General features: G+C 54.3%; 20 protein-coding genes and 1 pseudogene. 9 read left to right on the top strand and 12 right to left on the bottom strand.

What is annotated here, in order from left to right; genetic code table 11:
* Positions 1 to 14: 14 nt before the first annotated feature.
* The 4 genes from pqiA to rmf all read left to right on the top strand — a co-directional run bounded on the left by pqiA (position 15) and on the right by rmf (position 3,928).
* A complete protein-coding gene (gene pqiA, locus HA41_RS06660) occupies positions 15 to 1,283 on the top strand; it encodes a membrane integrity-associated transporter subunit PqiA (protein WP_094120110.1) in 1,269 nt (422 codons plus the stop codon).
* Complete coding sequence (gene pqiB, locus HA41_RS06655) at positions 1,270 to 2,913, top strand: intermembrane transport protein PqiB (protein WP_094120109.1); 1,644 nt, start codon at positions 1,270 to 1,272, stop codon at positions 2,911 to 2,913. Before pqiA ends, pqiB begins: the two co-directional genes overlap by 14 nt.
* The gene (pqiC, locus tag HA41_RS06650; RefSeq protein WP_094120108.1) at positions 2,910 to 3,479 is read left to right on the top strand and encodes a membrane integrity-associated transporter subunit PqiC; all 570 of its coding nucleotides are present in this window, start codon (positions 2,910 to 2,912) and stop codon (positions 3,477 to 3,479) included. Before pqiB ends, pqiC begins: the two co-directional genes overlap by 4 nt.
* 281 nt (positions 3,480 to 3,760) lie before the next feature.
* The gene (gene rmf / locus HA41_RS06645) at positions 3,761 to 3,928 is read left to right on the top strand and encodes a ribosome modulation factor (RefSeq protein ID WP_072050988.1); all 168 of its coding nucleotides are present in this window, start codon (positions 3,761 to 3,763) and stop codon (positions 3,926 to 3,928) included.
* Between the two features lie 67 nt (positions 3,929 to 3,995).
* On the opposite strand, the gene fabA is transcribed toward rmf, so the two are convergent.
* Positions 3,996 to 4,514, bottom strand: a complete 519-nt coding sequence (gene fabA, locus HA41_RS06640) for a bifunctional 3-hydroxydecanoyl-ACP dehydratase/trans-2-decenoyl-ACP isomerase (protein WP_008925876.1) — start codon at positions 4,512 to 4,514, stop codon at positions 3,996 to 3,998.
* Positions 4,515 to 4,582: 68 nt separating this feature from the next.
* Positions 4,583 to 6,451 (bottom strand): AAA family ATPase, encoded by a 1,869-nt coding sequence (locus HA41_RS06635; RefSeq protein WP_094120107.1) that lies wholly within the window; start codon positions 6,449 to 6,451, stop codon positions 4,583 to 4,585.
* Between the two features lie 53 nt (positions 6,452 to 6,504).
* Here HA41_RS06635 and matP point away from each other — a divergent pair, with 53 nt between their 5' ends.
* Entirely contained in the window at positions 6,505 to 6,972 is a 468-nt protein-coding gene (gene matP, locus HA41_RS06630; RefSeq protein WP_143807274.1) for a macrodomain Ter protein MatP, read from the top strand.
* A gap of 118 nt (positions 6,973 to 7,090) precedes the next feature.
* Here the strand turns inward: matP and ompA are convergent, their stop codons facing one another.
* Positions 7,091 to 8,158 (bottom strand): porin OmpA, encoded by a 1,068-nt coding sequence (gene ompA / locus HA41_RS06625; protein ID WP_094120105.1) that lies wholly within the window; start codon positions 8,156 to 8,158, stop codon positions 7,091 to 7,093.
* Between the two features lie 349 nt (positions 8,159 to 8,507).
* Positions 8,508 to 8,999: an SOS-induced cell division inhibitor SulA gene (gene sulA, locus HA41_RS06620; protein WP_094120104.1), complete on the bottom strand. Its 492-nt coding sequence runs from the start codon at positions 8,997 to 8,999 to the stop codon at positions 8,508 to 8,510.
* Positions 9,000 to 9,210: 211 nt separating this feature from the next.
* Here sulA and HA41_RS06615 point away from each other — a divergent pair, with 211 nt between their 5' ends.
* Positions 9,211 to 9,840, top strand: coding sequence for a TfoX/Sxy family DNA transformation protein (locus tag HA41_RS06615; RefSeq protein ID WP_094120103.1), 630 nt, complete (start codon positions 9,211 to 9,213; stop codon positions 9,838 to 9,840).
* Here the strand turns inward: HA41_RS06615 and yccS are convergent.
* Both yccS and HA41_RS06605 read right to left on the bottom strand, forming a co-directional pair.
* Entirely contained in the window at positions 9,837 to 11,996 is a 2,160-nt protein-coding gene (gene yccS, locus HA41_RS06610) for a YccS family putative transporter (RefSeq protein WP_094120102.1), read from the bottom strand. The genes HA41_RS06615 and yccS overlap by 4 nt on opposite strands.
* Positions 11,980 to 12,420, bottom strand: a complete 441-nt coding sequence (locus HA41_RS06605; protein WP_094120101.1) for a YccF domain-containing protein — start codon at positions 12,418 to 12,420, stop codon at positions 11,980 to 11,982. The genes yccS and HA41_RS06605 overlap by 17 nt, the downstream gene beginning before the upstream one ends.
* A gap of 122 nt (positions 12,421 to 12,542) precedes the next feature.
* Here HA41_RS06605 and helD point away from each other — a divergent pair.
* A pseudogene (gene helD, locus HA41_RS06600) lies at positions 12,543 to 14,596 on the top strand (DNA helicase IV).
* 1 nt (position 14,597) lies between these two features.
* Here helD and mgsA read toward each other — a convergent pair.
* Both mgsA and HA41_RS06590 read right to left on the bottom strand, forming a co-directional pair.
* The gene (mgsA, locus tag HA41_RS06595; protein ID WP_094120100.1) at positions 14,598 to 15,056 is read right to left on the bottom strand and encodes a methylglyoxal synthase; all 459 of its coding nucleotides are present in this window, start codon (positions 15,054 to 15,056) and stop codon (positions 14,598 to 14,600) included.
* 68 nt (positions 15,057 to 15,124) lie between these two features.
* Positions 15,125 to 15,766 (bottom strand): YccT family protein, encoded by a 642-nt coding sequence (locus HA41_RS06590; protein WP_094120099.1) that lies wholly within the window; start codon positions 15,764 to 15,766, stop codon positions 15,125 to 15,127.
* 176 nt (positions 15,767 to 15,942) lie between these two features.
* On the opposite strand from HA41_RS06590, the gene HA41_RS06585 reads away from it, so the two are divergent.
* Positions 15,943 to 16,356, top strand: a complete 414-nt coding sequence (locus tag HA41_RS06585) for a CoA-binding protein (protein ID WP_094120098.1) — start codon at positions 15,943 to 15,945, stop codon at positions 16,354 to 16,356.
* Positions 16,357 to 16,392: 36 nt separating this feature from the next.
* Here the strand turns inward: HA41_RS06585 and hspQ are convergent, their stop codons facing one another.
* Together hspQ and rlmI are read right to left on the bottom strand one after the other, a co-directional pair.
* Complete coding sequence (hspQ, locus tag HA41_RS06580; protein WP_094120097.1) at positions 16,393 to 16,710, bottom strand: heat shock protein HspQ; 318 nt, start codon at positions 16,708 to 16,710, stop codon at positions 16,393 to 16,395.
* 59 nt (positions 16,711 to 16,769) lie between these two features.
* Positions 16,770 to 17,960, bottom strand: a complete 1,191-nt coding sequence (gene rlmI / locus HA41_RS06575; RefSeq protein WP_094120096.1) for a 23S rRNA (cytosine(1962)-C(5))-methyltransferase RlmI — start codon at positions 17,958 to 17,960, stop codon at positions 16,770 to 16,772.
* Positions 17,961 to 18,045: 85 nt separating this feature from the next.
* Between rlmI and yccX the strand changes: the two genes are divergently transcribed.
* Positions 18,046 to 18,324 (top strand): acylphosphatase, encoded by a 279-nt coding sequence (yccX, locus tag HA41_RS06570; protein WP_094120095.1) that lies wholly within the window; start codon positions 18,046 to 18,048, stop codon positions 18,322 to 18,324.
* A gap of 13 nt (positions 18,325 to 18,337) precedes the next feature.
* Here yccX and HA41_RS06565 read toward each other — a convergent pair whose 3' ends face one another.
* Together HA41_RS06565 and yccA are read right to left on the bottom strand one after the other, a co-directional pair.
* Positions 18,338 to 18,664, bottom strand: a complete 327-nt coding sequence (locus tag HA41_RS06565) for a TusE/DsrC/DsvC family sulfur relay protein (RefSeq protein ID WP_094120094.1) — start codon at positions 18,662 to 18,664, stop codon at positions 18,338 to 18,340.
* Positions 18,665 to 18,772: 108 nt separating this feature from the next.
* The gene (gene yccA / locus HA41_RS06560; protein ID WP_031376104.1) at positions 18,773 to 19,426 is read right to left on the bottom strand and encodes an FtsH protease modulator YccA; all 654 of its coding nucleotides are present in this window, start codon (positions 19,424 to 19,426) and stop codon (positions 18,773 to 18,775) included.
* Positions 19,427 to 19,645 lie beyond the last annotated feature (219 nt).

Here is a 19,645-nt window from a genome sequence, read left to right as displayed (position 1 = left end):
TCAAGGGATAACGGATGTGTTCAGCAGATAAAAGTGACGCGTGGATGCTTTGTCCACAATGCGATTTAATGATTAAGCTGCCGGACATTCCCGTTGGCAGCCGTGCCTCATGCCCGCGCTGCCAGACTTCTCTTACGGCAAACTGGCACGAGCCACGCAGGCGGCCAACCGGTTATGCGCTGGCAGCCTTATTTATGCTGCTGCTGGCCAATCTGTTTCCGTTTATCACCATGAAAGTGGCCGGGCTCAGTAGTCAGATCAGCCTGGCAGAGATACCGCAGGTAATGGTGTCAGAAGACTACAGCAGTCTGGCGACATTGTTCCTGCTGTTTGTACAGGCTATCCCGGCGTTCTGTATGGTCACTATCCTGCTGCTGGTGAATCCGGTCCCGCTACCGACCCGGCTGAAACGGGGGCTGGCGCGCATTCTGTTTCAGCTACGCAACTGGGGCATGGCTGAAATTTTTATGGCGGGGGTGCTGGTCAGTTTCGTTAAGCTAATGGCCTACGGTGATATCGGGCTGGAAACCAGCTTCTGGCCATGGTGTCTGTTCTGTCTGCTGCAGTTACGGGCCTTTCAGTGCGTTGACCGGCGTCAGCTATGGCAGAACATTGCGCCGATGCCCGCGCTGCCGCATCCTCCCCGGGTCGGTGTCACTGGTCTGCAGCAGGATTTGCGCTCCTGTCCCTGCTGCACCGCCATCCTGCCGGCCACTCAGCGTCATTGTACTCGCTGCGGGGTGGTCGCTTCCGCACGGCGTAAGCACAGCCTGCAATGGACAATGGCACTGCTGCTGACCTCGATCATCCTCTATATTCCCGCGAATCTGATGCCGATCATGGTGACGGAAACGCTGGGGAGCGCGTATCCCTCTAATATCATGGCGGGCGTCATCTTACTGTGGGGTGACGGTTCCTATCCGGTGGCGCTGGTGATCTTTATCGCCAGTATCATGGTGCCGACGCTGAAAATGCTGGCGATTGGCTGGCTCTGCTGGGATGCCGGCGGGCGTGGGCGGCATGATAGCCACAAAATGCACCTGATTTATGAAGTGGTCGAGTTTGTTGGCCGCTGGTCGATGATCGACGTATTTGTAATTGCTGTGCTCTCTGCGCTGGTGCGTATGGGGCAACTGATGAGTGTTTATCCCGCGTGGGGCGCGGTGTTATTTGCGCTGGTGGTCATTCTGACCATGATTGCTGCAATGACCTTTGACCCGCGATTAACCTGGGATCGTGTACGCGAAAACAATGTAAAGGAGTCGCGCCTTGACGGAAATTAACCACGGCCACGCAAAGGTGGAGCAGATCAAGCGCTGGTCGCCGGTCTGGATTGTCCCCATCGTCACGCTGTTAATCGGCGGATGGATTCTGTTTTATCACTTCAGTCATCAGGGGCCTGAAGTGACCCTGATTACCGAAAATGCCGAGGGTATCGAAGCCGGCAAAACCACCATTAAAAGCCGCAGCGTGGATGTCGGCGTGGTTGAGAGCGCAGTGCTGAGTGACGATTTGCATCACGTTGAAATCAAGGCCCGCCTCAATGCCGGGATGGGAAAACTGTTGCACAAGGACAGTGTTTTCTGGGTGGTTAAGCCGCAGATTGGTCGCGAAGGTATCAGCGGGTTGGGAACACTGCTGTCGGGTGCCTACATTGAATTACAGCCGGGCACTAAAAGTGAAGCGCCAGAACAGTTTAACCTGTTGGATGCGCCACCGTTAGCGCCGCCGGATGCCAAAGGTATTCGCATTATCCTCGACAGCAAAAAAGCCGGTCAGCTTAATCCGGGCGATCCGGTGTTGTTCCGTGGCTATCGCGTCGGTACGGTGGAGACCAGCACCTTCGATACCGATAAGCGCATGATGACCTATCAGCTATTTATCGCGGCGCCGTATGATCGACTGGTGACCACCAATGTCCGCTTCTGGAAGGACAGCGGCATTGCCGTTGATATGTCTGCTTCCGGTATGCGGGTAGAAATGGGTTCACTGACTACGCTGTTCAGCGGCGGCGTCAGCTTTGATGTACCGGATGGCTGGGATCTGGGCCAGGCGGCGCAGAACCAGTCTGATTATCATCTGTTTGATGATCAGCGCAGCATTCAGGACTCGCTCTATACCAACCATATTGATTATCTGCTGTTCTTTACCGATTCGATTCGTGGCCTGCAGGCCGGTGCGCCGGTTGAATTCCGCGGCATCCGCCTCGGTACGGTGTCGGAAGCGCCGTTGATGAAAGCGGGTCTGGATCAGGCGCTGAACAATGATTACCGCGTGCCGGTATTAATTCGAATCGAACCGGATCGGTTTATCAGCCGACTGGGTGAGAACTTCGATCTGCAACAGCATCTGCAGGATGGTAAGAAACGCGGGCTGCGTGCCACGTTGAAAACCGGCAACCTGCTGTCAGGCGCGTTATATGTTGATCTGGACTTCTACGAAAATGCACCGGCTTTTAAAGGGCCGCAGAAAGTATCGGGTTATGAAGTGATTCCGACCGTCAGCGGTGGCCTGAGCCAGATTCAGCAGAAGCTGATGGCGGCGCTGGATAAGATCAATGGACTGCCACTTAACGGCATGATTAACGAAGCCACCGGCACGCTGAAAGAGAGTCAGAAAACGATGCGTGATCTACAACGCACCATCGATAACGTCAATAAAGTCACGGCCAGCCCGGCAATGAAAACGCTGCCGGAAGATATGCAGCAGACATTGCGTGAGCTGAACCGTAGCATGAAAGGACTGCAGCCGGGCTCGCCGGCTTACAGCAAGCTGGTCGGGGATATGCAGCGACTCGATCAGGTGCTGCGCGAACTGCAGCCGGTATTAAAAACGCTCAATACCAAGAGCAACGCGCTGGTGTTTGAGGCGAAACCGGGACAGGATCCCCAGCCTAAGAGGGCGAAACAGTGAAAAAAGGAATGATACTCTCTGCCGCGCTGCTGCTGAGCGCGTGCAGCAGCACCATCGATAATACCTGGTATCAGCTGCCCTCCGGGGCGGCGCCGATGAAGGTCAGCAGTAGCAGCACGACTGAGGCTCAACCGATGCTGTGGGTGCAGCAGGTGACAGTGCCAGATTATCTGGCGGGCAACGGACTGGTTTATCAGACCAGTGACGTGAAATATGTTATCGCCGCCAATAATCTGTGGGCCAGCCCGCTCGATCAGCAGTTGCATCAGACGCTGATTACCAACCTCAGCAAGGCCCTGCCGGGGCGACTGGTCGCAGGCACGCCGATGGGCGTGCAGCATGACACGCTCAACGTGACCGTCACCGGCTTCCAGGGTCGCTATGACGGCAAGGCAGTCATTAGTGGCGAGTGGACGCTGGAACATCAGGGCCGTCTGATCAAGCAGGCGTTTAATCTGGCGCTGCCTCAGAATGAAGATGGCTACGATGCACTGGTCAGAACGCTGGCAGCGGGCTGGCAGCAAACCGCGCAGCAGATTGCCAACAGTACGGTTGCGTTAAATTAAGAAGAGTATGAATAAATAAGCTAAGCCCCCGATTTTTCGTTAAGCGCTATTGACGAAAAACGGGGGCTTTATTGTTAGCTTAATCAGCGAGATAGTGTTGCCATCCGCATCACAAAAAAGCATCATTTTGTCGAACTGAGGTCACATTTATGACACTGGCGTGAAGATTGCGCATTGATCTTTGGGTGCGTAGCGGGTAGAACATTAGAGTGGTTGAACATTAATTCACCACCTTTTTCTTTCCACCAGATTCCACAGACCTTACATGAGGGACACGGAGTATGAAGAGACAGAAACGAGACCGCCTCGAACGCGCCCATTCACGTGGTTATCAGGCAGGCATTACTGGACGCTCAAAAGAGATGTGTCCGTATCAGATGATTGACGCTAAGTCTCACTGGTTGGGAGGTTGGCGACAAGCCATGGAGGACAGGTCGGTCGCTGCTTAGCCGGATGTCACTGAAAAGGGAATATAACCTCCGCTGCGCGCGGAGGTTTTCGTTTCCGGGGAAACGTTTAGAAAGCCGCCGTGTCTTTGAACAGGCCTACTTTCAGATCGCTGGCCGTATAGATCAGGTTGCCGTCGACCAGCACCTCGCCATCGGCAACGCCCATCACCAGTTTGCGGTTGATAACGCGTTTGAAATGGATACGGTAAGTGACTTTCTTCGCTTCAGGCAGTACCTGACCCGTAAATTTCACTTCACCCACGCCCAGCGCACGACCTTTACCTTCGCCGCCCAGCCATCCGAGATAGAAGCCGACCAGTTGCCACATGGCATCCAGGCCTAAGCAGCCTGGCATGACCGGGTCGCCAATGAAGTGGCAGCCGAAGAACCAGAGATCGGGATTGATATCCAGCTCAGCTTCAACAAAGCCTTTATCATATTTGCCGCCGTCTTCGGTCATCTTGACCACGCGGTCCATCATCAACATGTTGCCTGACGGAAGCGGTGGACCATTTTCGCCAAACAGTTCACCACGACCTGACAGAATCAGGTCTTCTTTGGTATAGGATTCGCGTTTATCTACCATGTTTACAATAAGCCTTTTTTTAGTGAATCACGAATATTAGCGAACAGTTGTATGCTGAGCAAATCGGATTAACGGTGGTTAAACCAGTTAAGCCAGCGCAGTCCCCAGGGACGGTGCGACGCGTCCGGCTGGTTCAGTTGGCTAATGCGTTCCTGAATGGTGCGCAGCAGGGTATCGCCTTCACCATCCTCAGTATCCCAGACCTTACCCGTCAGCAGCGGCAGGGCTTCATCCGCACGGTCAATCGCCCAGATATGAAAGCGACCTTGCTCAACCGCACTGACCACGGCCTGATTCAGACTCAGGTGTCGCACATTGCAGGCCGGGATAATCACGCCCTGCTGGCCGGTCAGTTCACGCTGATGGCAGATATCAAAGAAGCCTTCAATTTTCTCGTTCAGACCGCCAACCGGCTGGACGTTACCAAACTGATCGACTGAGCCAGTGACGGCAATTTGCTGATTGACCGGCTGGTTAGCCAGCGCACTGATCAGCGCACAGAGCTCAGCCAGCGAGGCACTGTCACCGTCCACTTCAGAATAAGACTGTTCAAATACCAGTGAAGCAGAGAAGGGGAGTTGCTGATCCAACCCGAGCTCGGCAATCAGATAGGCCTGCATAATCATCATGCCTTTTGCATGAATGTTACCGCCCAGCTCGGCTTTGCGTTCAACATCGGTAAACTCGCCGTCGCCAGGATGCACGACACAGGTAATCCGCGATGGATCACCCCAGGCGCGAGGATGGCCAGGATATTCCACCACCGACAGGCCGTTGATCTGACCGACCACTTCACCTTCCGTCTCAATCAGGATCTGTTTCTGCAGGATCTCATCGCGCATCCGTTCGTTGAGATAATTTTCACGCCACAGGCGGGCTTCCAGCGCATCACGCAGTGCTTCCGCATTGAGTGTCTCGCCCATTAGCGCGGACTCACGCATCTGACGCTGTAACCAGCGCGGGCAGAGCGGTAATGTCTCCTGATCGCCACTGTAGCGTACGCCTTCTTTAATCAGTTCAGGCCAGAAGTCTGTTTCCGGCAACGGCAGCTCAGCCTGCTGGGCCAGATCGACGGTCCAGCGACACCAGGCAAGCATGTCATCCTCATCCAGAATCTGAATGTTCTCTTCAAATTCGGTATAGATTGCCATTTCATGGGCTTCAGGATCGAATTCCTGAAAATCAGCCAGCGCTTCGCGATCACCGCACAGTACCAGTTTTAACTGGAGCGGCAGTGGCGGTATCGCGACCGGCAAGGGACGTCGTTCATCCTGCGAGGTCCAGTCGACGTAGCCCTGCTCAATACATTTTTTCAGACGTAACCAGAGAATTGGCTGGGTCATGAAACTGCGCAGCGTAAGCACCAGCGTGCCACCGTTGGCACGATGGATCAGTCCCGGCTCAAGCTGAATACGATCTTTATACTGACGCACACAGCCAAACAGCTGTTCGGTTTCAATCCAGTCGGCGAAATGAATACCGCCCTGACTGGTGAAAGGGCGTTGAGGGTCTGAAGGGGGCTGCAGCGTGACGTTATCGGCCATGATATGGTAGTCACCACCATACAGCGTGGCGGACTCCTCCATGACGTGCTGCGCGGCCTGGGCAATCAGTGCCAGGTAGTCGCGATTTTCCTGGCTACGCACCAGCAGTAACGGGAATCCCTGCGACTGGTGATGTAAATGCGCCAGTGCATTCAGCAATCGGGGCTGCACCGTTGCCAGAGCATCGGTTTCTTCATCAGCAATTCGGGAAAAAACGGATTGGTATTGCGCGCTATCCGGCTGTAAGGTTTGCCACGTAAGTTGGGTGTCGGTCAAAATAATCGCATTTGTCTGATTTAAGAAAAGCGAGATTATACAGGATTCACCCTTGTTAAGCACTGCAGACTTCCTGCTGAAGATGTGACATTGACAGCATGTTTTTCGTTGCTGCATCCGGGAAAAAAGCTGTTATTCTTAGCTCGTTACGTGATCACGATGAGATTCCGATGAAATACCAGCAACTCGAAAATCTTGAATGTGGATGGAAATGGAAATACCTGGTGAAAAAACATCGGGAAGGTGAACTGATCACGCGTCACCTTGAATTAAGTGCGGCGCAGGCGGCAGTCGATAAACTGCTGGCAATGGAAAATAATCCGGTGACGGTTAACGAATGGATTGCAGAGCACATTCATCCGGATCTGGATAACCGGCTAAAACAGACCATTCGTGCGCGTCGCAAACGACACTTTAATGCTGAACATCAGCACACGCGTAAAAAGTCGATCGATCTGGAGTATCTGGTCTGGCAACGACTGGCTGGACTGGCGCAGCGGCGAAACAGTACGTTATCTGAGACGGTGGTCCAGTTAATTGAAGATGCCGAACGCAAAGAGAAGTACGCTACCCAGATGTCGAGTCTCCGGGAAGATCTCCAGGCGATTCTTGGCAATTCGGGTTCAGAAAAAGAGTAAGTCGTTAATAATCAGATGGTTATATTAGCAGGCAAGGGCATCTGACTTGTGCCTGTTGACCGTGATGATGACATAAAAAAACCCCGCCTTAGCGGGGTTTTTTTTATCACGTGTAAACTTAAGCCTGTGGCTGAGTTACAACGTCTTTGATGCCTTTAACGTCGATTTCTACACGACGGTCCGGCGCCAGGCAGTCGATCAGGGCATTACGGCCTTTCACGCTGTCACAGGTGTTGCCGGTAACTGGGTTAGATTCACCCATGCCACGTGCAGAGATCTTGTTAGAAGGGATACCTTTAGATACCAGGTAATCTACGACTGACTGAGCACGTTTCTCAGACAGTTTCTGGTTGTACTGCTCTGAACCGATGCGATCGGTGAAGCCCAGTACGACAACGGAACCATCTTTAGGATCCATTGAGCTCAGCTGGCTGTACAGCTGATCCAGAGCCTGCTGGCCTTCTGGCTTCAGGGTCGCTTTGTTGAAGGTGAACAGAACGTCAGACTTCAGAGTGAAACGCTTGGTTTCAACAACTGGCGCTGGCGCTGGAGCCGGAGCCGGTGCTGGAGCAGCTTCATCCTGACCGAAGCGGTAAGAAACGCCTACGCTCAGCATGCCGTTGTCTGGACGGGTACCAACGGTCTGTGCATCACCGATGTTGTTAACCCACTGGTAATCCAGACGGGTTGCCCAGTTTTTGGTCAGCGCATACTCAACACCTACGGCAGCCAGCGGAGAAACGCCGGTATCGTGGTCGCTGATGCGGCCAGTAGTTGGGTTAGTCTGCGTTGCGTCTGCACGCCATACCATGCCGCCCAGACGAGTGTACACGTCCAGATCGTCATAGATTGGGTAGCTCAGTTTAGCTGCCAGCTGAACGCCCTGTGCTTTGAATGCGCCGTTAGTCACGTTGCCTTTGTTAGGCATGCGACCCAGCCAGTCATAGCCCAGCTCGAAGCCCAGGTATGGATTTGCCTGGTAACCAACGAATGCACCTGCACCCAGCTGGCTTTCGTGAGTTGGACCGTCATTGTTTTGGTAACCGTTACCGTAGTAACCCGTGTCATGGTACTGAGACCAGCCCAGTTTAGCACCGGTGTACCAGGTGTCATCTTTCGGAGCGGCCTGCGCTACGGTAGCGAAGCCAGCCAGTGCCACTGCAATTGCGATAGCTGTCTTTTTCATTTTGCGCCTCGTTATCATCCAAATAGGCAATGAGCAAAAAGGTTGCTCTTGGTTTAATCCTTCGCCGGGTCAAAACGCTCGCTTATGACTCTACCGCAAAAAACGGAGGTTATTGAGCACCCTGGCGAGATAAAGTCTACAACGAGATTGGAAACTTACAAGTATGATGTGAGGCGCTTCTGTAAAAAAACAGAGATTTATACACAAATTCTAACAATTAGCCTGGTATTATTGCCGTGGCTCAATGCCCAAAAAACCTGCTAAACCATTGTCAACGCTCGAACTAACAGAATCAGTGGTTTAGCGACGACAGATAAGAAATATAGCTTGAGAAACTTCTGATTTTTACTTAATGAAACAAATCCGACTGAATTTTTAGCGCGTTTTGTGGTCCGAGAGGCGCTTCTGGTGATCCACTCGACCGCAAAATCAATCCTAACGCATCGCCTTCCGCTGCGGCATTTTCCAGTTGACGACGCTCATCTTCATCAAGTTCATACGGAATCCATGCCAAAACGACACTGTAATTTCCGGTACGCAGCGCTTTAATCATCGCCTCAACCGCATTCAGACGATCAGAATCAGCGATGTGCATGCTTTTATCCAGTGGCAAACCGGACTGCTGTAGCCAGGCACGATTGAGTTTATGTGCCGGGGTTAACCACAACTGCCAGCGCGATTGCTGACTCAACTGCTGCAGCAGCGGCAACAGTAACATCTGCATCATTCCAGGCTGCTCACTATAGCGTAACTCGGTAATCCAGCCACGATGAGAAGCGGGGACAGAAGAGGACGCGTAATGATGAGCATAGCGTGCATTATTCGGATGTTGGGTTCGCATAAGTTAATCACTCAGCAGTGGACTGTATGAATATACAGTACTGTCGTTCCGCATAAAGATCAACCCAAATTTCTGAAAACGCCTCGCAAAAACGCTACAAGGTTAGCTGAACCGGTAATTATTCATTGAACCCGCAAAGGCTTTTTCCTATCTTCTAATTGCCTGAAAGCAAAGGTGATTTCAGATATTTCTATAACATGGAGGTGGTGTGATGAAAAAGGTAAATCCGATTGTCGAACGCTCCCGGGAACGTCTGGCCCCGCTGGGAACCATTGAGTCACGCACCCAGTTTGGCGGCTATGCGCTGGCCGTGGAACGGGTGGTTTTTGCTTTAGTTAACAATGATGCTCTCTATTTGCGAGCCAGCGAACCCCTGCGGGAATACATTACGCAATGTCCACTGGAGCCCCTGGTATTTCGTAAGCGTGGCGTGCTGGTCAGCCTTAATTACTATCGGGTTGATGACGCGCTCTGGCAGGAACCGGCGCATCTGCTGAGATTATCAGCCGCATCGCTGGAGACCGCTCAGTACGATCTGCGTCACAAGCAGTCATCCATCCGGTTAAAAGATCTCCCTAATCTCAGCGTACGCATGGAGGTGATGTTGCATGAAGCGGGCATCCTTAACGTACAGCATTTATATGATATTGGTGCTAAGCAGTGCTGGCTGAGGCTGAAGGCCGTCAACCAGCATGTGGGATTACAAACATTGCTGGCGCTACAGGGGGCAATATCAGGCCATCATTATGCTGCCCTGCCGTCGTCGGTCAGGGCGGAACTGAATGCCTGGTTTCAGCGCACCGTACTGATGACCCTGAACCCGAAGAGCGGCAGAAGTTAGTGAGTATTTAGCGTGCGGCGCAGGCGTGCAACGTCCGGCATCAGCGCGACCAGCAAGCCGAGTTGCTGTAATACCAGTGGCGCGCGCGTATCAGCATCGGCGGCCAGCTGGCCGATTCGCTGGGTAAGGTGTTGACGCATCTCTTCAGCCTGCTGATCGCTGACGACATCCGTTTGCAGCACATCCTCAACATAACAGACGGTGTCATCCAGTAAGGCAAGCAGTTGCGGCTCATCAATTTTATCGCGATGCGCACCCAGCGCAGAGATATAGCTCAGGAAAGAGTGATTAGAGCAGAGCAACTGGAAAGCGGAGTCACGCATCGTCTGACTTGTGCGGCTTTCGCTGCTCATGTTCGACACCACCGAGGCCAGTTCGGCATCGGCATTATGCGCATCCCGCCGGGCGATACGATAAGCAAGGCGGTTATCTTTGCCCTGATGATACTGCTCCATGATGGCATCCAGATAACGGCAGTTGGCTTGTAAGGTCCGTTCCGCCACCGCCGGTAACTGGCGGAAGCGCCAGTCAGGCCAGATGAAGGCGACTGCCAGCCAGGCCAGGCCGCAGCCCAGCAGCGTATCGACCACGCGCGGTAAAGCTACCTCAAAGCCTTCGCCAAGGAGGTTGAAACAGAGCAGCACCAGCAGGGTGATGAACAGCGTTGCCTGGGCATACTGTACCTGTCTGAAGGCGAAAAACAGCACGCCGCTGATGACAATCAGAATCAGCTGTCCCTCGACAGAGGGCACCAGCCAGAGCACCGGCAGTCCAATTGCTATCCCCGCCAGCGTGCCGCCAATACGTAACGCCAGCCGCCGTTGTGTCGCATTATAGTTGGGCTGACAGACAAACAGGCTGGTGAGAAGAATCCAGTAACCCCTTTCCAGGCCGGTGACCTGAATAAAACCGTAACCGATACAGAGCACCACTGACATCCGCACCGCATGGCGGAACAACGCCGAGGCGGGGGAAAGGTGGCGGCTGAAACGCAGCCTGATATCGCTCCAGCCATTCAATCCTTCGCGCGACAGCAGATTGTCGCTGTGCTGAGGGTCTTCACCCGCCAGCGTCTGCTCTGATTCAACGGAGGCGAGCTGCGCGTCAATGGCCCGCAGGTTGCGCAGTAGCCAGTAAAGCGCCCGGGTATGGGTCGCGTCCGGCTCACGTTGTTCCAGCCGTTCTATCGCCTTTTGCAGCCGTTCAAAAGCCCGCTCAAACCGGCTGTCGTGAACCCATCTTTCCCGCATCAGGATCGAATGTGCCAGCTGGCGACAGGCCTGGGCCTGCATATTCAGCAGGCGCTGAAACCGGAACAGGATTTCGTTGTAGCGCCAGTCGCCCCGCAGCAGATGATATTGCAGGTGGGAGGAGCTGGCGCGTTCGTGGATGTCCTGCGCCACAAAGTAGTAGTGCAGGCTGCGACGGGTGCCGCGTGAACCGCGATCGCCTCGCAGCCGGCTCTGTAACGTGGTCTTGGTCCGGTTGAGCTGCGCCACCAACTGGCTGTTGACCATGGCGGCATCGATAAAGGTGGCATCGTCCTGTTCACCCGCATCCGGATCGAACAGATTCGCCTTGGCATCCAGATAACGCGCCAGCTGGGAAAAACTGCCCGCCAGTTGTTCCTGCACCGGCCGGACCGGAAACATCAGATGACCGAGCAGGGTCAGCAGGTTGTACCAGAGTGCGCCTACCAGCAACAGCATCGGCTGCATGTACCACTGGCTGAACAGTCCAATGCCGAGCATGGTATAGACCGCAATCAGCAGCGCGCCAAAAGCGATGGTGGCGTAACGCTGTCCGAGTGCGCCGAGCAGGATGAAACCCCAGCTCGATATCGCCAGCCCGGCCATAAAGGCCAGCGGATAGGGAAAGAGCAGTTCCACCGACACCGAGGCGATACAGAAACAGAGCAGGGTGATCAGCAGATTCTTCAGGCGTCCGGTCAGCCGGTCGTCAAGGTCAGCCAGCGCGGCAGCCACCACGCCCAGTGTCAGAGGGATGGTCCACTCAATCTGCTGCAGCCACCAGGGAATGGCCGCACACCCGCCGAGCGCAAACAGAATGCGTAGCAGGTAGCGCCAGGTACTATTGAACAGATACTGCCGCCAGCCGGGCAGGCTCTTCGACATCATACTAATAGCGACGGGCATTGGCTTCGCGCGCGGCACGCGCCTCTTCTACGGAAACCACGCGGCGTCCCACTGGCCACAGCGCAATGGCGGCAATTTTGAAGTTGGCGATACCCACCGGAATGCCGATGATGCTGATGCACTGCACAATACCGATCGAAATATGTGACAGGCAGAGCCACCAGCCGAAGAAGATCAGCCAGAAGATATTCAACAGGGTTCCGCCGGTGTTCATGATGTGGCTTTTACTCTCCGGCCGCAGGAGATCAACGTGTACCGCCTCATTGCCAAAGGGGAGCAGCGATAACCGGGTAATTTCCCAGCAGGAGCGGGTCAGCGGCAGGGTAAAGACCAGTACGATGCTGATTAAGGTGGCAAACAGCCAGCTCAGGGTGGTGAAAAAACCACCCAGAACAAAATTAAGGACGTTTAATACGGTGCGCATGACATTTTTTCCTTTTGCATTCCGCAAGATGTGACGCCAAGTTTAGCCTGTTTTAAGGCTGGAGCGCCAAGAGTCTGACAGGTAAACTCCCCCTAATCCTATTCTCTGGCGTTGGTGTCGGCGTGGAACTGAAAGCAACCTCCATGGGCAAACGGCTTGCCCAGCATCCTTATAATCGGGTCCGTCTGATGGCGGCTGGCGTGGAAGTCAGTGGCGACAAGCATGAGTATCTGATCCCCTTCAATCAATTGCTGGCTATTACCTGTAAGCGCGGGCTGGTGTGGGGAGAGCTGGAATTCTTACTGGCAGACGAAAAAGTGGTCCGGCTGCATGGGACCGAATGGCAGGAAACGCAGCGTTTTCACCACTATCTGTTGCAATCCTGGCAGCAATGGAGCCTGGAAATGAGTGCCGTGTGTGGCGAGGTGTTACAGGCGCTGCGCAGCGACATTGAGGCGTTCAGCACCCAGGATCGCTGGCTGAACCGCAGCGAACTGCAGACGCTGAAAACGCAGATTGTGAAACAGTTTGATGCCTTACCCCTGCCGCTCACCCGACTCGGCGAGTTTGCACAGTGTCGCGATGACTGGGAATTTTGTCAGCGCTGGCTGGAGCAGGGCGAAACGGTGCTGCATCAGCGCAATCGTGACTGGACCGCCGACATCCTGACGCGCTATCACGACTTCTTTGCCCGCGTAGAAAGCACACCACTCAACACCTCGCAATGCGAAGCCGCTGTGAATGGCGAAGCCTCGCTGCTGGTACTGGCAGGTGCCGGAAGTGGTAAAACCTCGGTACTGGTGGCGCGGGCAGGCTGGCTGATGCAGCGTAAACTGGCCAGCGCCGATCAAATCCTGCTGCTGGCGTTTGGCCGTCAGGCGGCTGAGGAGATGAACCACCGCATCCAGTCGCGGCTGGGCGCCAGTGATATTCAGGCGCGAACCTTTCACTCGCTGGCCCTGCACATTATTCGTGAAGGCAGTAATAAGCAGCCGGCGATCAGCAAGCTGGAGAGTGACCCGCAAGCCCGCCGCGATTTACTGATTCACCACTGGCGTCAGCAGTGCAGCGAAAAAAAAGCCCAGGCGAACGGCTGGCGGCAGTGGCTGCGAGAGGAGCTGGAATGGGATCTACCTGAAGGTGCCTTCTGGCAGGATGACAAACTGGCTAACCGACTGGTCACCCGACTGGAGCGCTGGCTGAGTCTGATGCGGATGCACGGCGGTGCACAGGCAGCGATGATCGGTGACGTGCCTGACGAGAACCGTGAGCTGTTCAGTAAGCGTATCAAACTGATGGCACCGCTACTGAAAGCCTGGAAGAGTGCGCTGAAAGAGGAGGGGGCGGTCGATTTCTCTGGCCTGATTCACCAGGCGATTGCGATTCTGGATAAGGGCCGGTTCATCAGCCCGTGGAAACATATTCTGGTTGATGAATTTCAGGATATCTCGCCGCAGCGGGCAGCACTGCTTACTGCGTTACGCCAGCAGAATAAGCGCACCTCACTGTTTGCGGTCGGGGATGACTGGCAGGCGATCTATCGCTTTAGCGGTGCAGAGATGACGCTGACCACGGCGTTTCATCACTATTTTGGCGAAGGGGATCGCTGCGTACTGGATACTACCTACCGCTTTAACGATCGCATTGGTGATATTGCTAACCGCTTTGTGCAGCAGAATCCGCAGCAATTACGTAAACCGCTTAACAGCCTGACCAAAGGCAATAAAAATCGATTTCGCTGCTGCCGCAGGATCAGCTTGAGGGGCTACTCAACAAGCTTAGCGGCTATGCGAAACCGGAGGAGCGCATATTGCTGCTGGCGCGTTACCACTATCTGCGTCCTGAACTGATGGAGAAAGCAAAGACCCGCTGGCCAAAGCTCAATCTGGATTTCATGACGATTCATGCCAGCAAAGGGCAACAGGCGGATTATGTCATCTTGCTCGGCTTACAGCAGGGTAAAGAGGGTTTTCCCGCCGAAGCGCGCGAATCGATCATTGAACAGGGTCTGTTACCGCAGCCAGAAGCGTTTCCCGACGCGGAAGAGCGACGTCTTGCCTATGTGGCGCTGACGCGAGCGCGTCAGCAGGTATGGCTGATGTTCGATAAAGCGCAGCCGTCGGTATTCGTCGGGCAGTTCCGCGAACTTGGTGTTCCGATGCTGCGCAAAGCCTGAGTTATTTCAGCCGTTCCGCCATATAGCGCGCGTAGTCAGGGATCAAAATATCGATCTCACGGGCAAACAGCGGAGACTGGATAATAAAGTCGGCGGTTGAACGGTTGGTGGCGACCGGGATGTTCCACACGGTGGCCAGACGCAGCAGCGCTTTCACGTCCGGATCGTGTGGCACCGCATTCAGCGGATCCCAGAAGAACATCAGCGCATCAATTTTTCCTTCGGAAATCATTGCGCCGACCTGCTGATCGCCGCCCATCGGGCCGCTCAGCATGGCATTTACGGTTAATCCGGTATGGCGATTGATCAGTGTACCGGTGGTGCCGGTGGCGTATAGCGTGTGCGGTTCAAGTGCTGGCTGGTTTTGTTTAACCCAGTCGAGTAAAGCAGCTTTGCAATGGTCGTGAGCAACCAGTGCAATATGTTTTTTTATGCCGAGGGTACGAACGGTCTGTTCCATAAGGGCTTCCTGATAAGCGCATGCGCCAGAATCGGTGGCATGAGTTTACCCCTGGCCTTTCCTTTCTATCAACTCGTCCGTAACATTTTGACCAGCGTCATAAATTGCTGACGGGTCGCTTCATCAAAGCGCTGAAACCAGCGATGCAGCGAGGGCGTCTCCGCCTGGGTCGTCCAGGCAAGATCGGCGGTTAACCGGCTGGAAGAGGGGGCAACATTTACCGAACGGGCAAACTGCGGCACGGAAGCGATCTGCCCGGTGCGATTATAATTTAGCATCGCTTTTTCCATATCCGCGGTAGAGCTGGCCGGCAGATGGTCGCGCATACTGATAATCTCTTTGCCGCGCTCATCCACCAGCTTGAAATTCAGGCTGCGATCAAAATGGACCCGCTCACGTTTGGTATCCAGCGACGGCAGCTTGATGGTGATAGTTTTAGCGGCGGCGGTAAACGTGACGATCATCGGCACTGACTGATAGCGTTGAACCGTATCCGATCGGTCATTGCGGAGTTTTTCGACCTGAAACAGGAACTGATGCTGACCGCGATCAAGCTCTAAGCTGTCAGCACCTTTGAGGAGTGAGCCCGAAATTTTTCGGCCATCCAGCACTAACAGGTCAATCTGCGGATCGAGCTTTAAGGTGATGGCAGAACAGGACGCCGAGACGAGGAGTGCTAATAACCCCGTGACAGCCAGCGACAGCTTCATTTCAACTCCAGAACCATAGGGCGCAAGGGAAGGTGTGTAGCAAATTCTTACATTATGGCAGTTAATTTACATTTAAACATATTTATTCGTGCGCAGGTTCAATTAATTTCGCTGGCTGGATACCCGTAAACCGTTCTGCCAATCTACACTCAACGCTGGCCTGAAAGGAGAAAAGCATGAACGATCAGACAATTCGCGAGGTGCTGACACGCACCCGGCGCATCGCCTTAGTTGGCGCAAGCGATCGCCCGGAACGCCCGAGTTATGGAGTGATGAAGTTTCTACTTGATCAGGGTTATGAGGTGATTCCGGTCAGCCCGAAACTGGCAGGCAAAACGCTACTGGGTCAGCAGGCCTATGCCAGCCTGGCCGAGGTACCCGGGGAAATTGATATGGTGGATGTGTTTCGCAACTCCGAAGCGGCATGGGGCGTTGCTCAGGAAGCGATCGCCGCCGGAGCAAAGACGCTATGGTTACAGGTGGGGGTTATCAACGAGCAGGCAGCCGTGCTGGCACAGGATGCGGGCATGACGGTGATAATGGATCGCTGCCCGAAGATTGAAATCCCGCGTCTGGGGTTAACGCGGTAGCAAAACAGGCGTGGCGGCCAACCGTGCCGCCACAGATTAATGTCGCAGATGAGGAGACTGTAATTGCTGACGTACTGACGCAGCCAGTTCATCCATTGACGGCTGTTCCGGATGCTCAACGCTGGTTTCACCGGCAAGCTGAATTTCAGCAACATAGGTATGCACCTGATCGCCTTCCTCATCTTCCATCACCACATGATACCAGGGCGCGCTGCGCAACTTCTCTTCTGCGCCAACCTCTTCAATTTTAGGCTCATCTAACGAGTATTCGGGATCGACATCGACGATAACACCCAGCACACCGGACAAACGATGACGAACCTGCTGACCAATACCAAATTTACTGGCAATCATTGTGACCTCCGAAAAGAATGCTCTCTATCCAATATGGGGGCGGGAGCAGATTTTTCAAGTCACATGATCCGGCAGGCAAAGCCTTTCAGATAGAGCCCTTCCGGATAGCTGGCGATCACCGGGTGATCGGCAGCCTGACGGAACTGCTCAATGAACTGTACCTCGTGCCCGGCATCCAGCGCTGCATCGGCAATGATCTTCTGGAACAGGTCGGTCGCCATCAGTCCGGAACAGGAGAACGTCATCAGGATGCCGCCTGGATTGAGCAACTGGATCGCCAGCATATTAATATCTTTGTAACCGCGGCAGGCGCCCATCAGCTGATTTTTGTTCTCAACGAACTTTGGCGGATCCATGATGATCAGATCAAATTTTTCACCGGCGTCACGATAACGACGCAGCAGCTTAAATACATCATCGCGTTCAAACCGGGCGCGCGACACATCCAGCTGGTTAAGCTCGACGTTCTGACGTGCCACATCCAGCGCATCCTGTGAGGTATCGACGCTGATCACCTCTTTACAGCCACCCATCAACGCAGAGACCGCGAATCCGCCGGTATAGGAGAAGCAGTTGAGCACGCGGGCATCTTGTGCGTAGCGGCGCGTCGCCAGACGGCTGTCGCGCTGATCGAGGTAATAGCCGGTTTTATGGCCGCCCTGGATATCCACCAGCAGCTTCATGCCATGTTCCGTAATCGGCAGCAGCGGTGGCGGGATTTCACCGGTAACGGTGCCCTGCGCCAGCTCCAGTCCCTCTTTCTTGCGCACCGCAACGTCAGATCGGTCATAAATGGCGCAGCCAGGGAAGCAGTGCTGTAACGCCGAGATAATTGCCGGACGCTGATATTCGGCGCCGGCAGACAATAGCTGCATCACCAGAAAGTTGCCAAAACGATCGATGGTGACGCCAGGTAAACCATCTGATTCACCCGCAATCAATCGATAGCTGTCCAGGCCATCGCGAACCGCCAGCCATTCACGCCACTGCTGCGCCTGTTCAAAACGGCGGACAAAAAAGGCGATGTCGATGGATTCATCAGCTTGCCAGCTCCAGACGCGGGCGCGGATCTGCGACTGGGGTGACCAGGCGGCGCGGGCCAGCCATTTTCCGTTACTGTCGCAAACATCAATGGTTTCGCCCAACTGTGCTTTGCCTTCCATGCGGGCAACCGCTCCGGAAAAGACCCAGGGATGGCGACGGAGCAGGGACTTTTCACGTCCCTTTGCGAGAATCAATCTGACTGTCATAGTTTGCTATGCTTACCTGAAAAAATGAGGCGCCATTGTCCGGTGGATAACGGGAAAATGCAACGAACAGCAGCAGGAGTAAGTTATGACAGCAACCTGTGTCAAAGCGTGGGTGCATGGCCACGTACAGGGCGTCGGTTTCCGCTATAGCACCCAGGCCGAAGCAAAAACGCTCGGCGTGCAGGGGTATGCGCGTAATCTGGAGGATGGCAGCGTTGAGGTGCTCGCCTGGGGCGAACCTGAACAGGTTGACGCATTAATCCACTGGCTCAAGGCGGGTGGACCGCGCAGCGCCCGGGTCGATAAGGTGCTGGTGGAACCGCATCATCCTGCTCAGCCGCCGCGCGGTTTCACCACCGGCTGATGAAAAACCCAGGCTACAAACATTTGGCCGGTTTGGGCAGACCGGCGATTTTAGTCGCCTGTTTGGCCGGGCCTTCAGGAAACAGACGAAACAGATATCGGCTGTTGCCTTTCTCTTCGCCATATTTTTGTGCCATTGCCCTGACCAGCATCCGCACCGCTGGTGAGGTGTTGTATTCGAGATAAAACGCGCGCACGAAATGCACCACTTCCCAGTGCGCATCAGTCATGTGGATACCTTCCTGCTCAGCGATTAGGGTGGCCAGCGCCTCACTCCAGTCGTCGAGATGCTTCAGATAGCCTTCGGCATCGACGGCGATTTCGTTACCGTTAAAATTCACGTTGGGTTCTCCTGAACAATGTCGGCGCAGTTTACCAAATTCGTCCGGCAGGAAAAGCAAAAACCCCGCCGAAGCGGGGTTTGTCTGGGTATCAGCGGTGACAGTCGGTTAGTTGCTGCGTGAGAAGCCGAGGATGCTCAGCAGGCTGATGAAGATGTTATACAGCGAAACATAGAGGCTGACCGTTGCCCGGATATAGTTGGTTTCGCCGCCGTGAATGATATTGCTGGTTTCCCACAAAATCGCCCCGGCTGAGAACAGGATAAACAGGGCACTGATCGCCAGATGCAGCGCAGGCAGTTGCAGGAACAGGTTAGCGATGACCGCTACCAGCAGCACCACAAAGCCTGCCATCATCATCCCGCCGAGGAACGACATATCACGGCGGGTGGTCAGCACATAGGCCGAACAGCAGAAGAACACCAGTGCAGTCCCGCCCAGCGCCAGCGCGATGACATCGCCCATGCCAGCAGTCAGGAACGAACTGAGGATCGGCCCAAGGCAATAGCCCAGGAAGCCGGTAAAGGCGAAAGCGGCCAGAATACCCATTGGGCTATTGGCCAGTCGGTAGGTCAGGAACATCAGACCGTAGAAGCCGACCAGCATCAGGATCAGTCCCGGCGCAGGCAAAGCCAGCAGCGTGCTGGCGGTAGCGGTCACCGCCGAGAAGGCGAGCGTCAGGCCGAGCAGAAAATAGGTATTACGCAGAACTTTGTGTGTCGTCAGCAGTGACGACTGCGATGAAGTGACAATTCTTTCCATGTTGCGCTCCTTTTAGCAGAACACCAGATATGCGCTGAGAATACGCAGGGCAATAATGAGGGAAAAGCCGTTTTACCCTTCTTTACGCGTCATTCCGCTAATTGTTTGAGCAGAGTGGCGATTTTGACATCGAAAAATCACAATTTGACTGTTTTTCAGGCGAATGAATTGATCGATGCTTTACATCGCCAAACGGGATGTTTATAGTGCGCGTCATTG

The organism is Pantoea conspicua, assembly GCF_002095315.1.
Taxonomy (GTDB): Bacteria; Pseudomonadota; Gammaproteobacteria; order Enterobacterales; family Enterobacteriaceae; genus Pantoea; species Pantoea conspicua.
The sequence above is the reverse complement of the archived record's forward strand: the minus strand, read 5'-3'. Positions and strand labels throughout refer to the sequence as shown.

Bases quoted from the DNA above. Each gene is read 5' to 3' on its own strand.
- rlmI (WP_094120096.1), bottom strand. From the start codon at position 17,960: ATGACAGTCAGATTGATTCTCGCAAAGGGACGTGAAAAGTCCCTGCTC.
- yccA (WP_031376104.1), bottom strand. From the start codon at position 19,426: ATGGAAAGAATTGTCACTTCATCGCAGTCGTCACTGCTGACGACACAC.
- HA41_RS06635 (WP_094120107.1), bottom strand. From the start codon at position 6,451: ATGCAGCAACGAAAAACATGCTGTCAATGTCACATCTTCAGCAGGAAG.
- pqiA (WP_094120110.1), top strand. From the start codon at position 15: ATGTGTTCAGCAGATAAAAGTGACGCGTGGATGCTTTGTCCACAATGC.
- hspQ (WP_094120097.1), bottom strand. From the start codon at position 16,710: ATGATTGCCAGTAAATTTGGTATTGGTCAGCAGGTTCGTCATCGTTTG.
- HA41_RS06590 (WP_094120099.1), bottom strand. From the start codon at position 15,766: ATGAAGCTGTCGCTGGCTGTCACGGGGTTATTAGCACTCCTCGTCTCG.
- HA41_RS06605 (WP_094120101.1), bottom strand. From the start codon at position 12,420: ATGCGCACCGTATTAAACGTCCTTAATTTTGTTCTGGGTGGTTTTTTC.
- yccX (WP_094120095.1), top strand. From the start codon at position 18,046: ATGACAGCAACCTGTGTCAAAGCGTGGGTGCATGGCCACGTACAGGGC.
- matP (WP_143807274.1), top strand. From the start codon at position 6,505: ATGAAATACCAGCAACTCGAAAATCTTGAATGTGGATGGAAATGGAAA.
- yccS (WP_094120102.1), bottom strand. From the start codon at position 11,996: ATGCCCGTCGCTATTAGTATGATGTCGAAGAGCCTGCCCGGCTGGCGG.
- HA41_RS06585 (WP_094120098.1), top strand. From the start codon at position 15,943: ATGAACGATCAGACAATTCGCGAGGTGCTGACACGCACCCGGCGCATC.
- rmf (WP_072050988.1), top strand. From the start codon at position 3,761: ATGAAGAGACAGAAACGAGACCGCCTCGAACGCGCCCATTCACGTGGT.
- HA41_RS06615 (WP_094120103.1), top strand. From the start codon at position 9,211: ATGAAAAAGGTAAATCCGATTGTCGAACGCTCCCGGGAACGTCTGGCC.
- sulA (WP_094120104.1), bottom strand. From the start codon at position 8,999: ATGCGAACCCAACATCCGAATAATGCACGCTATGCTCATCATTACGCG.
- ompA (WP_094120105.1), bottom strand. From the start codon at position 8,158: ATGAAAAAGACAGCTATCGCAATTGCAGTGGCACTGGCTGGCTTCGCT.
- fabA (WP_008925876.1), bottom strand. From the start codon at position 4,514: ATGGTAGATAAACGCGAATCCTATACCAAAGAAGACCTGATTCTGTCA.
- mgsA (WP_094120100.1), bottom strand. From the start codon at position 15,056: ATGGAACAGACCGTTCGTACCCTCGGCATAAAAAAACATATTGCACTG.